11 protein-coding genes and 1 pseudogene are annotated in these 15747 nt (G+C 43.4%); 1 reads left to right on the top strand and 11 read right to left on the bottom strand.

What is annotated here, in order from left to right:
- Positions 1 to 479 precede the first annotated feature (479 nt).
- The 8 genes from ltrA to ACR8BL_RS19110 form a co-directional block, all read right to left on the bottom strand.
- Positions 480 to 1781, bottom strand: coding sequence for a group II intron reverse transcriptase/maturase (gene ltrA, locus ACR8BL_RS19145; RefSeq protein ID WP_434749086.1), 1302 nt, complete (start codon positions 1779 to 1781; stop codon positions 480 to 482).
- 610 nt (positions 1782 to 2391) lie between these two features.
- A complete protein-coding gene (locus ACR8BL_RS19140) occupies positions 2392 to 2871 on the bottom strand; it encodes a glutathione peroxidase (protein WP_434749085.1) in 480 nt (159 codons plus the stop codon).
- A gap of 70 nt (positions 2872 to 2941) precedes the next feature.
- A complete protein-coding gene (locus ACR8BL_RS19135; RefSeq protein ID WP_434749084.1) occupies positions 2942 to 3760 on the bottom strand; it encodes a (2Fe-2S)-binding protein in 819 nt (272 codons plus the stop codon).
- 100 nt (positions 3761 to 3860) lie between these two features.
- Complete coding sequence (locus tag ACR8BL_RS19130; protein ID WP_434749083.1) at positions 3861 to 4745, bottom strand: ABC transporter ATP-binding protein; 885 nt, start codon at positions 4743 to 4745, stop codon at positions 3861 to 3863.
- Positions 4746 to 5646: 901 nt separating this feature from the next.
- Positions 5647 to 6273, bottom strand: coding sequence for a TraX family protein (locus ACR8BL_RS19125; protein ID WP_434749082.1), 627 nt, complete (start codon positions 6271 to 6273; stop codon positions 5647 to 5649).
- Between the two features lie 25 nt (positions 6274 to 6298).
- Positions 6299 to 7495, bottom strand: coding sequence for a hypothetical protein (locus ACR8BL_RS19120; protein WP_434749081.1), 1197 nt, complete (start codon positions 7493 to 7495; stop codon positions 6299 to 6301).
- Positions 7496 to 7574: 79 nt separating this feature from the next.
- On the bottom strand, positions 7575 to 8414 hold the full coding sequence (locus ACR8BL_RS19115) for a hypothetical protein (protein ID WP_434749080.1): 840 nt from the start codon (positions 8412 to 8414) through the stop codon (positions 7575 to 7577).
- A 15-nt stretch (positions 8415 to 8429) separates the two neighbouring features.
- Positions 8430 to 9308: a S8 family peptidase gene (locus ACR8BL_RS19110; RefSeq protein WP_434749079.1), complete on the bottom strand. Its 879-nt coding sequence runs from the start codon at positions 9306 to 9308 to the stop codon at positions 8430 to 8432.
- A 616-nt stretch (positions 9309 to 9924) separates the two neighbouring features.
- Between ACR8BL_RS19110 and ACR8BL_RS19105 the strand changes: the two are divergent.
- A pseudogene (locus ACR8BL_RS19105) lies at positions 9925 to 10178 on the top strand (IS701 family transposase); the annotation flags it as partial.
- A 246-nt stretch (positions 10179 to 10424) separates the two neighbouring features.
- Here the strand turns inward: ACR8BL_RS19105 and ACR8BL_RS19100 are convergent.
- The 3 genes from ACR8BL_RS19100 to ACR8BL_RS19090 form a co-directional block, all read right to left on the bottom strand.
- Positions 10425 to 13661 (bottom strand): hypothetical protein, encoded by a 3237-nt coding sequence (locus tag ACR8BL_RS19100; protein ID WP_434749078.1) that lies wholly within the window; start codon positions 13659 to 13661, stop codon positions 10425 to 10427.
- Positions 13658 to 14917 carry a TRAFAC clade GTPase domain-containing protein gene (locus tag ACR8BL_RS19095; protein ID WP_434749077.1) on the bottom strand — a complete coding sequence of 420 codons (1260 nt, stop codon included), beginning with the start codon at positions 14915 to 14917 and terminating at the stop codon, positions 13658 to 13660. Before ACR8BL_RS19095 ends, ACR8BL_RS19100 begins: the two co-directional genes overlap by 4 nt.
- 123 nt (positions 14918 to 15040) lie before the next feature.
- Positions 15041 to 15733, bottom strand: coding sequence for a beta-mannanase (locus ACR8BL_RS19090; RefSeq protein WP_434749076.1), 693 nt, complete (start codon positions 15731 to 15733; stop codon positions 15041 to 15043).
- Between the last annotated feature and the right edge of the window lie 14 nt (positions 15734 to 15747).

Raw genomic sequence — 15747 nt, 5'->3', positions numbered from 1 at the left:
ATTTCACTTAATACATTCATTATAATGTGATCTTTTTCACATTGCAATAGGTTTTGCAAAAAAAATTAATTCTTTCATTATAAAACAGCGACAATACAGCTTCCATCCTCTGTTTGCGATGACTTCATACCCCAGTCTCCTTGACCCTGATTCTACGTTTCGCCGACTTCAATCCTATGTTCGCCCTGACCACAATCCTATTTCTCACTGATTTCAGTGTCCCCGAATTACATTTCCCTTATGCTCTCCAATATGTGTAATTATCAGTAAGGAATGTATACAAGAAGGTATTGAGAAGCGGCAGGCTACAGGAGTAGTTTGTTCCAAGTAGAGTAGGAAACTGAAATTTCATCGGAGGGCGTAGACCCTCTTTTTACTTTTCCAGCTCCCCCTCATCAAACCGTACGTGAGGTTTTCCCTCATACGGCTTTCCGATGCTCTTCTTCCTGTGGCATTACGGATTTTTTTTTTTTTTTTTTTCATCCAGCCAGTTTCTTTAGTCCTGCCAGTTCAGCCGTTGTTGCTGCCTGCCGGGACTTGCTGTGCTTATGGCGTCGGTTTCGTTTTTTGTTCCAGAACAGGGTTAGTCGTCTTCGGATATACCAGTCGATTTTATTCAGAAACTTGGTCGCAAAGACATCCAGTCCATAGTAGTTCTTCCAGCCCTGTATTTTCGGGTTGAGTTCTAGGATCATCTGGTTCATCGTCCAATACAGACGATTCCTCGGCTCGGTGATTTCTTTGACTCTTTGCCTCATGGTCTTCATCGCTTTTCTTGTTGGATAGCTGCGCAAGACATAGGCTTCTTTGTTCCCTTTCAGCTTCTTCGGTATTTTCCGGTGATGCATCCCCAGAAAGTCGAACCCTTCCTGGTCTCCCCACAGGTTCAGCACCTTTGACTTCTCCTTGTTCATCTCCAGCTCGAGTTTTCCGAACACGGCCTTCAACACGTGGATGGCCTGCATGGCTTGTTCTTTGGTTTTGCACAGGATCACCAGGTCATCGGCGTAGCGCACCAGGGTTCCGATTTCTGTACACTTCTTTTCCCAGATCGCATCCAGGTAGTTCAGGTAGATGTTCGCCAACAGCGGGCTAATGACCCCGCCCTGTGGCGATCCAATCTCGGTAGGGTACCACTGTCCATCTTTCATGAATCCTGCTTTTAGCCATTGACGAATCAGCTTTAACATCCGCTTGTCGCTGACGCGCTGCTGTACCAATTGCATCAGCTTTTCATGAGGGATGTTGTCAAAGTATCCTCGAATATCGATGTCTACCACCCAGTACACACCTTTCCTTACCGCTCGCCGGATATGGCGAATCGCATCATGCGCACTTCGCTTCGGACGAAATCCATAGGAGAACGCCTTGAAGTCTGCTTCGAATAGGGGTTCCAACACCATTTTGGCTGCCATCTGTACGACCCGATCCGCAATCACGGGGATACCCAGCGGGCGAGTCTTCCCATCTGGCTTTGGAATCTCTTTCCGTCTTGCAGGCTGGGGCTGGTAGGTTCCCGTTTTCAGCTTATTTCTCAGTTCCTCCACAAAGCGCCCGGCTCCATATGTCTGAACGATGGTGTCCAGTGTCACTCCATCGACACCACCACTCCCCCCACTCGCTTTGACCTGTTTCCATGCTTCCCAAAGAACATCCTCTCGATAAACCTTGTCATATAATGCATGAAACCGGCGCCTCGGATGCTCCTTGGCCGCCAGGTATAGTACGTTTTGAAGTTGTCGAGCTTTGACTTTGGTGTAGTTAGCCTTTTGGGCATTCACTGACTCTTACCTCCTTCAGTACATGAACAAAAGCAGGGGTCCTTCCCTTCATGAGGTTGTGTTGTCCTCATTTCCACGGTACTATGTCCCCCTCCGACTCCCTTCCCGCAGCTTCCCATTTCGCCTTTCCAGCTTATAGGTCAGCTCTTTACGAAAAAAAAAAACTTCGTGCGGGGGAGGGTCTCCCTAGTTCCAGACCCAACTTTCTCCACATGCCGCTCCCCTTACACCGGAGGGTTCTTCCGCGCTGCACTTCCAAGGGCTTCACGCGTTCCATGGCCTTCGCCCAATGTCTCAGGACTCGGCTCCCTCTTGTCCTAAAAAAAAGGTTCTTTTTAACGATGCGGCAGGATTCACTTCATGTTACAGCCTGTGGATTTGCTCGCACTTCCTTACGAAGTTACTTTGTCACGGAGCTTCAACCTTAGGATTTCTCCACCAGTTGCCCGTCAGCTACGAGGCGACTTGGCTCTTACCTCGACCGGACTTTCACCGGCTAGTTGTGTCTAGCTTGGCTAGGCGCGCAAACAATAAAAAAGAAGCCTGTCCCTTCTAGTCAGAAGGGCAGGCTTCTCATCGTAAATTTACTTCCTATACCGTATACCTTATATTAACCGAGCAATTGCTCGATCGCAGCACTCATGGTTTCTGGTGATTCTTTCGGTTCAATACGGCCAACAACTTCACCCTCACGGTTCACAAGAAACTTGGTAAAGTTCCATTGAATGTCGCTGGTCTCACCTGAGCCAGGCTGCTGTTCTTTCAAATATTGAAACAGGGGATGAGCTTCTTCCCCGTTCACATCCACTTTTGCAAAGACCGGGAAGTTGACACCATAGTTGATCTGGCAGAAGGATTCCGCTTCCTCGCTTGATCCTGGCTCCTGTCCACCGAATTGGTTACAAGGGAAACCAAGCACAACCAAGCCTTGATCACGATAACGGTCATAGAGCTTCTGCAGGTCACCGTATTGCGGAGTCAGTCCACATTTACTGGCTGTGTTTGCAATGACGAGCACCTTGCCTTGATACATATCCAGCGACACTTCCTGATTCGCGGTTGTTACCGCCTTGTACGAATATACGGACATTGCTGATTCCTCCTATAATATGGTCATATCATATCTCAATTATAAACGTGTTCCCGTGTCTACATCAAATTTACCGGGAAGCCACAATCGCTTCATATCGATCCTGACGCTCGGCTTTGCTCAGTTTGGGGCAGGTATAACAATAATTTTGCCCCCCATCCACCTTATAATACAGGCAGCAAGTGGACTTCATTAAAATCTTCTCCCCTGGTTCATACGGGCTGTCGATCTCTACCGGCTTGAAGTTCAATAGATTTTTACGTAATCCCAGAACTTCCGAGGGCATTGTAATCACATGCTCATACCCCTGAATAACGGCTTCTCGCTCCTGATCTGTAATCTCCATCTGGACAGCCAGCGTCTTGAACCATCTCAGGATGGATGCAAGCTGTGCCCACATCTGACCTGCATTCGCCCCACCAGCCAGTGCCATCCCTTCAATTAAAGGCCGGAGCTGTTCTCCGTAATAAGCCGTGAGCATAACACTTCGTACGGATGTAGAAGCTGATGCCGAGTTTATTTCGTCCTTGACGGGCGGCGCAGGATGGGCAAGTTCGGTGCTATCCAATAGTTGAAAATGAAAAGCGGGATATCCGTCCTGCAGAGTTAGATGTAATCGGATATTATCCAAAGAAATATCCAGCAGCGTGTCACACATCGCGTTTAGATAATGTATCCCCAGAAGCAAACCGCGAACAGAATGCATGAAATACACTGCTGCGGTTTGCAAGCTATCTGCACGCAAATGTTCATTGTATGCTGTTAGCATATCTCTTGCCTGCTCCGCGTCTCTTAACGAAGCCAGAGGTATATCGTAAACAGAGTTCGAAACGGGAATCGTGGAAATACGTGCATATTGTTCAAGCCAGGTATAATTGATTGCACTCATTAGTGAAACCTCCCGTGAATACGAATGAGCCGCGTGCTAATAGCGCACAGCGGCTTCATTTCTATAATTCAGGATCACATAGCGATCCAGCTCGTATAACTCAACTACCCATTGCCTGAACACGATGTTCTGTGCGGCCTGCTGCATGAACCATGGCACTGTTCATTACCTTGGTTTCAGGGGCAACTGGTTTTGGACGTTCACCAGCGAGCGCATATGGTAAGCATAGCGGTACATTGGAACGCGGATCCATCACAATATCTGCTTCAATGTTGAATACCTCACGCAATACATCCGAGGTCATCACTTCTACGGGTGAACCTTCTGCAATGGCTTTGCCTTGCTTGATCCCAATCATATGCTGTGCATACCGAGATGCATGGTTCAAGTCATGGACAACCATTACAATGGTACGATTAGCTGTTGCGTTCAAATGCTCCAGCAATTGCAGTACTTCAAGCTGGTGAGCCATATCGAGGAAGGTTGTCGGCTCGTCCAGGAACAGAATATCTGTTTCCTGTGCAAGTGCCATGGCGATCCAGGCACGCTGACGTTGTCCACCGGACAACTGATCGATTGGACGGTCATGGAATTCTACCATACCGGTCACTTCAATCGCCCACTCAATCATGCGTTTATCTTCTGCACGCATGGAACCGAACCCTTTTTGATAAGGAAAACGGCCATAAGAAACCAGTTCTGTAACAGTCAGCCCTTCCGGTGCTGTAGGATTCTGAGGCAGTATCGCAAGCTGCTTGGCAACTTCACGCGTAGACTGCTTATGGATGGACTTGCCGTCGAGTAACACGCTGCCTGCTTTCGGTGACATAATACGTGCCATCGTTTTCAGGATCGTTGATTTCCCCGAACCATTGGCTCCCACAAGTGCGGTAATTTTCCCTTGGGGAATCTGAATGTTCAGATCCTCAACGATCAGTCTTTCCTCATAAGCGATATCCAGCTTGGACGTCTCCAGACGAAACATGCGATCATCCCTCTCTCATTAATCCCGGTATGTATTCCGGCTATCGTAACGACAACGAAATTGAAATTATATTCTGATTCGGTACTTCTGAATTTTCCGACGCTTTGATCTTCTAAACTAAACAATTAAATCTGCTACACTAAAGATACTGATAATCATTATCACTTGTCAACCAAAAATCCTGATTTTTTTGATGTTATAAGGCATTGTTTGCTCGAAACCAGCATCTCAATGGCTACTATGACACTTATTATATGAGAGTATTTCTCAGTCATTCCGTGCGATTTTTCACCGCTCGCCTAATCACCTTAATTTGAATCAATCCACTTGTGTCTAATTTGTGAAATCCAATTCGTACCTGCTAACTTTCTCTAACCATAAACCTCCAAGGTTCCCCTCAAGATCTAAAATGAAAAAGAATGCACGTTAAAATTCAGTAATTCGAATCAACATAAATTACTTTTTTTGTTAATTTAGAAAGTGTACAATTCATACTACAATCTATACTCCGAAGGGAGCAGATTTTGCCGGATTTTCGTTCCAAGCCAGGAAGTTCTCCGCAGGCGTGCCGGGGCACGTCAAGGGGAAGTGACGCAGCAGGGGGCGAAAAGACGATAAAAGATGCACTTCAGCGGGTTTTAAGACACGACCTAGTCTACCATCTCTGTAACTAGGTGTTATGAAATTGATTCTAATGAATAAAAATAATTACACTTTATGTATTCCTAATATCTACAAAGAAATAAACCTACTCATTGTAAGAATAGGTTTGTAAGACACCCCTAATATTGAGCAACTTTACGTTCGCTTTCCAGTTCACAAAAAGATTTTTGTTATATCGATAAACTGAGAAATTCAGTGCCACCCCACGAGAATTAATTTCATAAAATATATTACTTAATCAAGAAATAAACTTCTTAAGAAGGAGCAATATAATCATATGTCCAGGGAAAAATATATAGTAAAGGTACTTATTAATTTTAAATTCATCATAATTATGCATTAATATAATCAATACCGAGGCAATTAACGAATAGACTTGAACAACACTGTAATGATATATTTCCAAACTAATCAAAGTGATTATTGTTTGAAAAATTAAAACTAAATGATACTTATTATGAAAACAGTAAAAAATAATTATAGTAAGAATACCATATATACCATAATCAAAATTCAAAAAATCACTTAATAATAAACAAGTTATTATTCCTATATATTTGAAAATAAAATTCATTTGATACTTATATATCCATATACAGATAATACCAAAAAATAGCGTGAAACAAACATTTAAGTTATTATTTTCAAATAATATAGCATATGGAATTTGAGAAACTAGGGCTAGAATTAATATTCGCATAGAATAATTTTTTAAACTTTTTGTGTTTCTAATCCCCCTTGCAATACTCCAAGCAAAAATAGGAAAGGACAACCTACCGATTAATGCAAATATTATATTATCAGAAAAAAAAACGTGTCCTATATGATCAATTAGCATAGTAATAACTGCAATGAGTTTCAGCATGATTTTCCTTACCTTCTATATATAATTAAAAGAGCACTAATGTGTTGTGTTCAGCTGAATAATAAACTCCAGGCATCCTACCTTTTTTCTCGGTAATAACCTCTTCTTTTTCAAGGTCATTTAGTTTAAAGATTACTCGACCTTCCAATGAACTGTACTCTCTTGTAATAACTATGTTTTTATATACCCAGCTAATATTCTCTATTTCATTAGTGCTAAACACCTGCTCTCCACTATTAAAATCATGTAATACATCTCTAGTATCTAGCTTTTTCAAGCCATACCGTGGTTTACCCTTAATGAAAAAAATCTTATTATATATCTCTTCAATTTCAATAATATCAATCTTTTTACTTTCTATGTTATTAATATAGAGTTGCGAATTATTATTTTTAAAGTCTTCTTTATAAATATATATATTTGACTCTAAGATCTCCGTATGTGCTAATGCAGAGTGTTCATCAAATTCATAAATGATGTACTCTTTATCTATTGACTGATTATATTTAATGATTTTGATAAATGTATTCAAAGGAAGTAATGAAATACTTTGAAATTTTGTTCTCCTAGGTAAAGTACCGGTCTTTTCTGTATCCCACAGTTTTCTTTTTTCCCAAGAAGATATTCTTCCAGTCACTAGCATGATATGATACTCTCCGGATATTTCAAATACGCGAATATAGGATAAGTTATTAATATAATCTTTAGATCCGATAAATTTTGGAATCTTATATATTTGTTGTTCTTTAATATCAATCAAAAAATGTCCGCTATCATTAATATTTTTAGTAGAATCGAAATCTGGGACAGCAAAAATAAAATACCTTTCATTAATACCTATTATCTCAGCTCGATCTATTTCAGTTTGTTCTAAACTATTAATATGAGGATGAAATCTATTGAATTTGAACACTTCTTCACAATCCATTTTTTCAAAATCGATTTGATATATAATAAATTCAATATCCTTACTATTCCTATGGATACTAAGATAGTATATATAATTCTGGCCAAAATTATTATCAATAACAGCAGGTTCTTCCTTAAGATTAAAAGTTTCAACAATATTGTTATTTACAATGTCGTATTTCATTATTCCTGTTAAGTCTCCTAACCTACTATTAAAATCATATAAAAAAAAGTATGCAAAGTCCCCCTTAGTAAAGTTGGAACTCAGAAGTATTTTATTATCAAGGTAATCTACTTGTTGTATTTTTAGCATTGTAGTATTCCTCCTCTATTATAGAAATAAATGTACCTCTCTAAATAAGAGAGGTACATGATTTCATTCCAAATTCCACCTAGGTTCCGTTCATAAACCAAGCATGGTTTTTGAATTGAGTTACTCTGTCAGGCTCTAATGGATGATAATGCGGATAATGACCTTCTGCCCCCTGATGCTCGCTGTTGTATTTTGATAAACCAGTAACTGATTTTGCAGCCTGATCGGCTTTAGACAGGGTTCTAGCAAATACATTGTACTCACCACTATTTTTTTCGTTTATCCAATTAAAAGCCGCCCTATCATTCGGAAAGGCTTCGCCACCTACATAAATATCGTTTTTTCTAATCCATGCAGGCCAGTAATTATACTGTTTATTCCTTTTAATATCAGCTGCAAGATCTGTAATAACATACGCTGTAATACCAGCAATAGTGATAGAGAGCGCATGTGATGCAAGCCAAGCTAATAAAGCTGATCCTCCCCATTGTACAACAGGTACTAATAAAGGAAGTTGAGCAGAAACTCTATCAACATTTTCAGAGATTTTCATTGCTTGTCCTGTGTCAACATTCGTTAGAGTTGCATCAACAATAGGACCATCTAATGTTTCTATGTCAACCGTGTAAAGAGTGGTCTCATTCACACTCTCAGTTACACCTAGTATAGAAAATAGATTTTGTTGTTGCTTTTCGACTGCCTCCATTGTAACTTCGCTAGTATTCTTATCCATGGTGGCATAAAGTTCATCCCCATTATCTCTTGTTGCTTTTACTTTAACGATATTCTCATCTTTCTGAATAAGCTCAAAATTATACTCATTATCCGTATTGGTTGAATCAGTAGCTCCAGTAGGTTGAATTACTACTGTTATAATTAACACAAGACTTAAGAGAACAGATAAAAATTTTTTATTCATTAACATAATCCTCCACTATTTAATCTTAATGAAGCCCCATCCAAATTTACTATCATACCCTTTCTCTCCAATATCAAGAGAAGTAGCTTTTAGTTGTTCATAAAGATTACTTTTATTAAAACTAGCGTCTTGTAACAACAAAGCTATCATTCCCGTAACGTGAGGAGTTGCAATTGAAGTACCACTAACATACTGGTATTTCAAGTCATTGGATGTCGTAATCACATCTACTCCAGGAGCAGCAAAATCAATATCATCAAGTGAAGCTGTTTCTCCTTTTTGATAGCTTGAATCCACCGAAGTTACAGCGATAACCCCATCGTAGGATGCTGGAAAACCAGACTTACCGTCATATGAATTAGAGACACTAGCAACAATAATAATTCCTGCATCCAACGCTTTCTTTATAGAACTTTTGAGATCTGGATGATCAGTAGGAAAAGCAAAGCTCATATTAATAATATCGATGTCATTATCAATACACCATTCAATCCCTTTTTGGATATGTATAAATCTACCTTCCCCAAACTCATCAAGGACTTTAACAGGATAAATTTTCGAGTCTGGTGCAATTCCTTTTATACCAATTCCATTGTGCTTTGCACCGATTATTCCTGTCATCATAGTTCCATGCCCATAGTCATCAATTGGAAGTTCCTTATTATTTATTGCATTGTAACCATTCTGAATATTTGTACTTAAATCAGGATGATTAAAATTAACTCCACTATCCATGATGGCGATCTTGATCCCAGTACCTTTGATTCCTTTTGACCAATAAAGAGAGATATTCATCTTCTCAATTCCCCAAGACAGCAACTCTTTTGTTTCATACTCTTGTATCGGAGGAAGGCTGAGATGGCTATTTTGGATTTCAGCTAGAATTAGAGTCATAAAAATTGCTATGCAAAATATGATGAAATATTTCTTTTTCTTGATGTTCCTAAACCCCTTTGCATATTTATCTGAAAGTTGGCCAACTATTCATTTGAAATAATTACCTATTTAAGTGGTATATTTCATATTATAATATTAAATACAATAAAATCAACATTTTTTTCCAAAAAAAGTTTTATATATTATAAATTTTACATATTATTAATAATTTTGATGTATATCAATTTATAAATCTAAAGTCTTTTTGATTGGCTTCTTAAGGGATAAAAAAAGAAGTACCCTCCCATATCTCAAATAGGTACATTCCTCCTGTATAGTTTTTAACACTGTTTATGTATGGTTACTTTCAGAATATCTTCATAGGATGAATAAAGTTATTCATCTGTGTATCATCATGTTTACTACAGCAAGTAAAAAAAGGGTACATCCTTAGAAAAGGTTTGTACCCCTTACAGCACCGAAAGGTAGAGATTCTATTTAAAGGTACCCACAATTAGTTATGACGGATTGTAATATGAAGTGCGACACCTACTGGAAATAAATAAAAAATGGCCCATGGCCGGATTCGTGTAGAATGAAGTCACCACAACAACCATTCACACAAGGAGAATCCACCATTTTTCGCACGGCGAAAGTTCAGTTGTCCATGGATCTGTATCAGGTCGCTCGGTTCAGGCCATTGACCGTTACTTGAGCCTGCTTTTATTTACTGCGCTGTGTTGTGCGTATCGTAGCCATGGAAGCTTGATCGATGGGATACATGGCTACCGCCAGCAGAAAAAGCATGACATGATTGAATCTATTTTCAACCAAGCCCAGCGCGGGGCGACACTAGAGCCAATTAAAACGCGGCTCAGAGTCGCATAGGGAACCTGTCAGGTTTTTTAACTTACAAATATTTGAAGAAATTATTGGCAAGTACAGTTAAAAAGTTCAAGATTAGAAAGGTCCTTTCTTAAGTCTTCGTCTAAATATGATTATTTCAGCTTCAACAACACAAAAATCAGGCACAAGGAAAGTCGGCTTATCTTCAGCATTAGTATTCTAATTTTGGGCATAGAAGTTGTTATTCACTACTATGTGATAAGAATGAGATCATCAATGTGATTGCATTTATAGCGGCTCCTGCATAAGATTGATCGTGATCTTCGAACCCGTTGCCCCCTGCTCGATGCTCGCAACATGCTCAGGATCGATATCTTCCGGCAACGTAATTTGCATGCCATAGGGATACAATCGATTTGCTTCCGTAGCAGGTAATGATTCGGGACGGAGACCATCCGTTTTACTCAGGCCCTCTGATGAGGTCACTTCAGATGAATTATCACTTGTATTTCCTTCGGTTTGTGTTGGTCTATCATGCGTTTTATCATCTGATTGACTCGATGAATTTAAATCGGATTGTTGTGCCGACATATCCTCTTGCTGCGTTGCGCCATCTGTTATGTCCGCCGTGGAAGCATCTGATTCTTGGCCAGCATCTGCTTCGGACTCATTTTCTTTTCCTGCTGAACCTTCTGAACCTGATGATGAGCCATCCATTACAGCTGTATCTGCACCACGATCCAGACTTCTCCACTGATCAGTAACAACGATATCCTTTGTACTTCCGTCATCCATACGCAGCTGGAGGTTCCCCTTCTCAAAAGGAATTCCACCCGTCTCGCTCCGAAAGCGGAGAACTAAATGGGCTGGTGATTCAGCCCCTTCTTGCTTGTTCGCTCCAACAATGTAAGCAATATAGTCTGCTGGCTCCTCTTCGGGATCAACTGAAGCAACAGGTTCCCGATCTATTGGTGGCTGTGCCTGAGGTTCAGATGAATTGCTCATCAGAGCATACGTACCACCTGCAATACCTAGAATCAGAAACAATAGTAACAACCCCAGCCAACGCTTTTTCTTCCGTCCAGTTAACATGCGCATGAGTGGAGAGGCAAGTTCCGCTTTGGCACGATCATAGACCGGTTTCAGCGCTTTCCCTGCTTTTGCATAATACGGCTTGAAAGCAGACTTGGATCGGAAGGCTTCCCGATCATGAGATTTAAAATACATAATGATAGCATCTGAGTATCCTTTATGTGCATTGGAACCACGAACAAACATGCGCTGCGTGCCAGACCATTCGAAAAAGGAATAGATTGCTTCGGGGTTACCTGTATGACTGCGTACAAACTCAATCAGACCCGAATAATCAAGGCGGTTACTGCCACTTCCTCCGCGATAGAAGGCCAGCGACAGTGCCTCATACGCTGCCGCTCCCGGCTGATTCCGCAGCTCTGCCGCGAGCCAGCGCCGGGTCCAGCGCTGAAGCTCATCCCGCTCAGCAAGGGAGAGGGATTCCATCCCTTCTTCCGCATTACCATCACCACTAAGCCATGCTCTGGCAGCGAGCATCATATTAGTTCTTGCAGCAACATCAGAGCCCTGACGTGCCGCCCAGTCCCGAACCTCGTTCTCATGCTGCAAAATATCGATCTGCAGGAGCTGTTCCCGATTCACTCGTTCCAGATCCAGATCCTGAATCATAAACAGATTGATGACATAGGCAAGCTTGTCAGCCAGCTTGGTCAGAGCCTCCTGATATGCAGCCTGTTGTCCCCCAAGTGCTGATGCTGTTGTTTTGCCGGAAGAATGCGTAGTCGCGTCCTGCTGTCCTGATTGGGCAGTAAACTCCGATTGCCCGATATATCCTGTAATCTCCGGTTCCAGCTCACCATTCCCCGTGATCCGATCCAGGACGCTGACCTTCTGGAGAGCTTCGTTCGCCGATTGCACCGGATCGGGTGCAGAACACAGCCTTTCTCGTAGTTCGGTACAAGTTCGTTCCAGCAAAAAAGCAGATTGGATTGCAGACGGATGAGCCGTAACCCATCGCTGGATAAGCTCAATCACACCTGCTGCCGTTTCGGTACGTTTCAGCTGGTTGTCCAGATACGGCTCAAACAACAGCTTGGTTAACGACGCATTGCCCAGCACTTTATCGAAGAACGCTTGATTCAGCTGAGCATCCCGATCCAGAATGGCATATAGCTCCTGCACAGCCCGCATCCGTTTCTGCGCACGTGCATTGTTGACAGCGTAGATAAAATAATCCACAATCCGGGCTTTCACTACAGGTGCAGCAACCCGGAAATACTCTCCGATGCGGGAAGCCACCGCTTCTTCGGGTACATTTTCGCGCCGTACACTATCCAGCTCCCGACTAAGCAAGGTCAGGAACAGTTCGTTCAGACGTGAACGCTGCTGCAATCCGTCTTCCGGCTTCAGATACGTCAGCAAGCCGCTCAAGACTTCACTTTTATTATTCAAATATAAATCTTCTACGCCTTGTTCAAGGCTATAAAATACCGATAGCTCCCCGTAAGCTTCAATGGAAAGTTCCCGCCCAGGCTCCATACCCGCGAGCATCTCATCGGCAAATCCATAGAACTCGGCAGACCTTGACTGATCCTGCATCAAAAACCATGCGAATTCTGCATAAGGCAGCTTTGCCACCGAAGGGTCCACATGTGTGACACGTCCAGAAACAAGATCAAAGGTGAAATCCTTCTCCGTATTTCTATCCTTGGGACGCAGTGTGCCCCGCTCCACAAATTGCACATGAATGCCCTTCTTGGCCTGTGGCTCCTTGGCAAACGTCATAAAACCAAGCTGCCGCCGGAACGCATACGGCAATGCCTTGTACAGCAGACGCAGCAGTGCCTTCGCTCCTGCGGTCACTTCCTCCGCTGGCACATCAAGCGCTATGTATACTTTGCGACGGGCCGCTACAGACTGCATCACGGCATACAGCATACGCTTGAAGAGTGTCTCGTCCATCTTCAGAGCGCTTAGTATCTGGCTCGGTGAAGCGTTTGGCGCGAAGCTGTCGCCGCTCAGTCCCGCTCCACCACCTCCCGTCGCTACAGGCAATGCCGTTAGCGTAGGCAGCTCCGTGCCCTGCTCGATATCATACGAGGTGGCAAAATCGGCAGCCAGCCAGTCGCTACGTTTCATATACTCTTCCGAGCTTGCGGGAGACAGAACATAATTGTGAGCGAAAAAGGCGCTGCGCAGCCCGGTGAAGTCTGCAGCCTGATACACATTTTGCCCCAGAATGGTCTCGCCGCTCTCCAGATGCAGCAGATGCATGGATGCCGGGAACTTGCTCTCGTCCTTCTCACTCCGGCCTGTCAGCTCCGCAGGAGCGTCATAGACACAGTAAGGATGAAGTACTTTTTTGATAAAAGAAGGGTCTAGTCCCGGTGATGCAGCTACCGTATCGAATCCCTCCGTCGTACGGAATACTCCGCGCCGCTCTCTTGTATACATCTGTTGTTCAATGGACGGAGTGTTGGAAGAACGCATCATCCCACTCTCCCCTCAATGTACTTCAGTTTGTACAGCAGCCACAGGAAAGGCTCGTCCACACGAATGGGACTGACCACACCCTGAATTTTCATATCTACCGGATTGCTGCCCAGCGCAGATACAGCGAAATAAGCGGTGTCCTTGAAATACACATCCATTGTGCCTTTGAACGGACGATCCACTTTCTCGATAAAACGGCGAATCTCTCCGTCGATATTCTCAAACTCGGTCAGGTCGAACCAATCGCGGTGCACCATATTGCGGAACACATTGCTGTTGGATTTGATGTAATCCCCCTCCTCGTCCTTGAGCGAATGAAGCATGTCACTTTTGGTGAGTACAACAGCGGTTGGGATATTGGTCTTGGCTTTGTCCTGATAGGCAATAAAGTCACCGAAAAGGGTCAGCACCACGTCACGCGGCTCATCGTATTTCGGCGTCCATTCACCTGGCTCATTGCCGAGATTAATGCGAATTTTGTCCCGAATGGAACGAATCTGGAGCGGATCGACCATAAACAGAATACCTGCCGAGTTTTTGATATGCTGTCCGTGCAAGCCCAGATAATCCTGCTCCACCATACCTTCACCCGCAACGTCAAAAAACACCAGGGTCAGCGGTGCTTTATCCTCGTCCTTGAACACAAATTGGAAAATAAATGGCTCCTGCAACTTTTCCTTCTGCGTGGAATCCAGCAGATCCCCCCGCTCGAACAGCGGCTCTTCGTAATCCGCGCGGAAACGCCGGCTGATCTCTGCATTCAGCGGCATACAGGCAGCATCAAAATGATCCGCCGTATAATGCTGCAACGTATGAATCAATGAGGTCATGTAAACGGATTTCCCGACTTGGGAGGCTCCGATGATTGAAATGATATTACTCGGTGCTTTCCCTGCTGTGACAGGCAGTTCGTTATGACATTGTGGACACAAACGGCGGCGTGTCATTACACCGTACCGATCAGTCAACCCCATAACGATGTTATCTGAATAGATCCGATGTTCCTCGGGCACATCATGCGGTGCCAGTACAGCTTCCATATCAAATACCGTATCCAGCCCAAAGCGCTCCCGATATTTGTTCAGCTTGGCATCTTCTCCGAGCGCATAATCCTCGTCATCGTCACGATGGTGCGCCGCACGGAACACGACCTCTTCCGGTGAAAACTTGCTAAAACAATACGGACACACAATGTCGTAAAACAGCGGTCGTTCCTCCGGCTGCTGTCTCTTCAAAAACCGGCTAAAGAAACTCATAGCCACTCCCCTCCCCGTATCTTGTAGTACCATCAAGTTAAAACGAGTTATTTACACGTACACTTTGATGACAGAATAACCTTCCAATCGCTGGTTAAGTTCAACCTGGATGGTCAAATCTGTTTAATCTGATATCAGCCGATAAGCGGCTCCATATAGGGGGCCATCTGTGAAAAACAACCTTACATAGTCGTCCTTGGCGACCTCCACGGGTGGCATCTCATTTTTTCCTGCTGCAAAATCACTCACAAACGGATACATGGTACCATCATCCTTATTTAGTGGAACGCCACCCTGTTTGCGAACATAACAAAGGGCTTCTTTAGGTACAGGTACCTCAGCAGTCACGGTGATAAACACCGTCTTGCGTTTCTGAAAAAAGCCGCTCTTGTAACGAATGGCAAAGCGGATATCCGCCTTGCCTGCACTCGCAATACCTTGATTATCTCCATCCTGCTGACGAATCAGCACAGGACCGTCTTCCTGCATCTGGCATGCATACACCGTGTACTGGATCGCACCAAAACCGGTGATTCGATCCGGATACCCGTTATTTGCCTTGTATTCCTCACGCGTATACAGCTTCAGCTTACCCTGTGTCGATCCTCCACCACGGTCACTGTAATCAACATCACCCATACGCCCTTCGTCCATACGATCAGCATTCATCTGATTGAGTTCCAGCCGTTCCACGTATACCGCTTCAAGCTGCTCCGGCCAGAGCCAGCGAAGTATGCAGCGACCTTCATCCACCGCAAGCGTCAACTTTCGAATCCGGGGAGCCGAAGGATCTGCATCTACATTGATAAACCGCATATTCCATTGACCTC

It is taken from the genome of Paenibacillus amylolyticus (genome assembly GCF_051136285.1).
Classification (GTDB): domain Bacteria; phylum Bacillota; class Bacilli; order Paenibacillales; family Paenibacillaceae; genus Paenibacillus; species Paenibacillus amylolyticus_F.
Note: the sequence above shows the minus strand (reverse complement) of the source record. Positions and strands in the feature narration are given on the sequence as shown.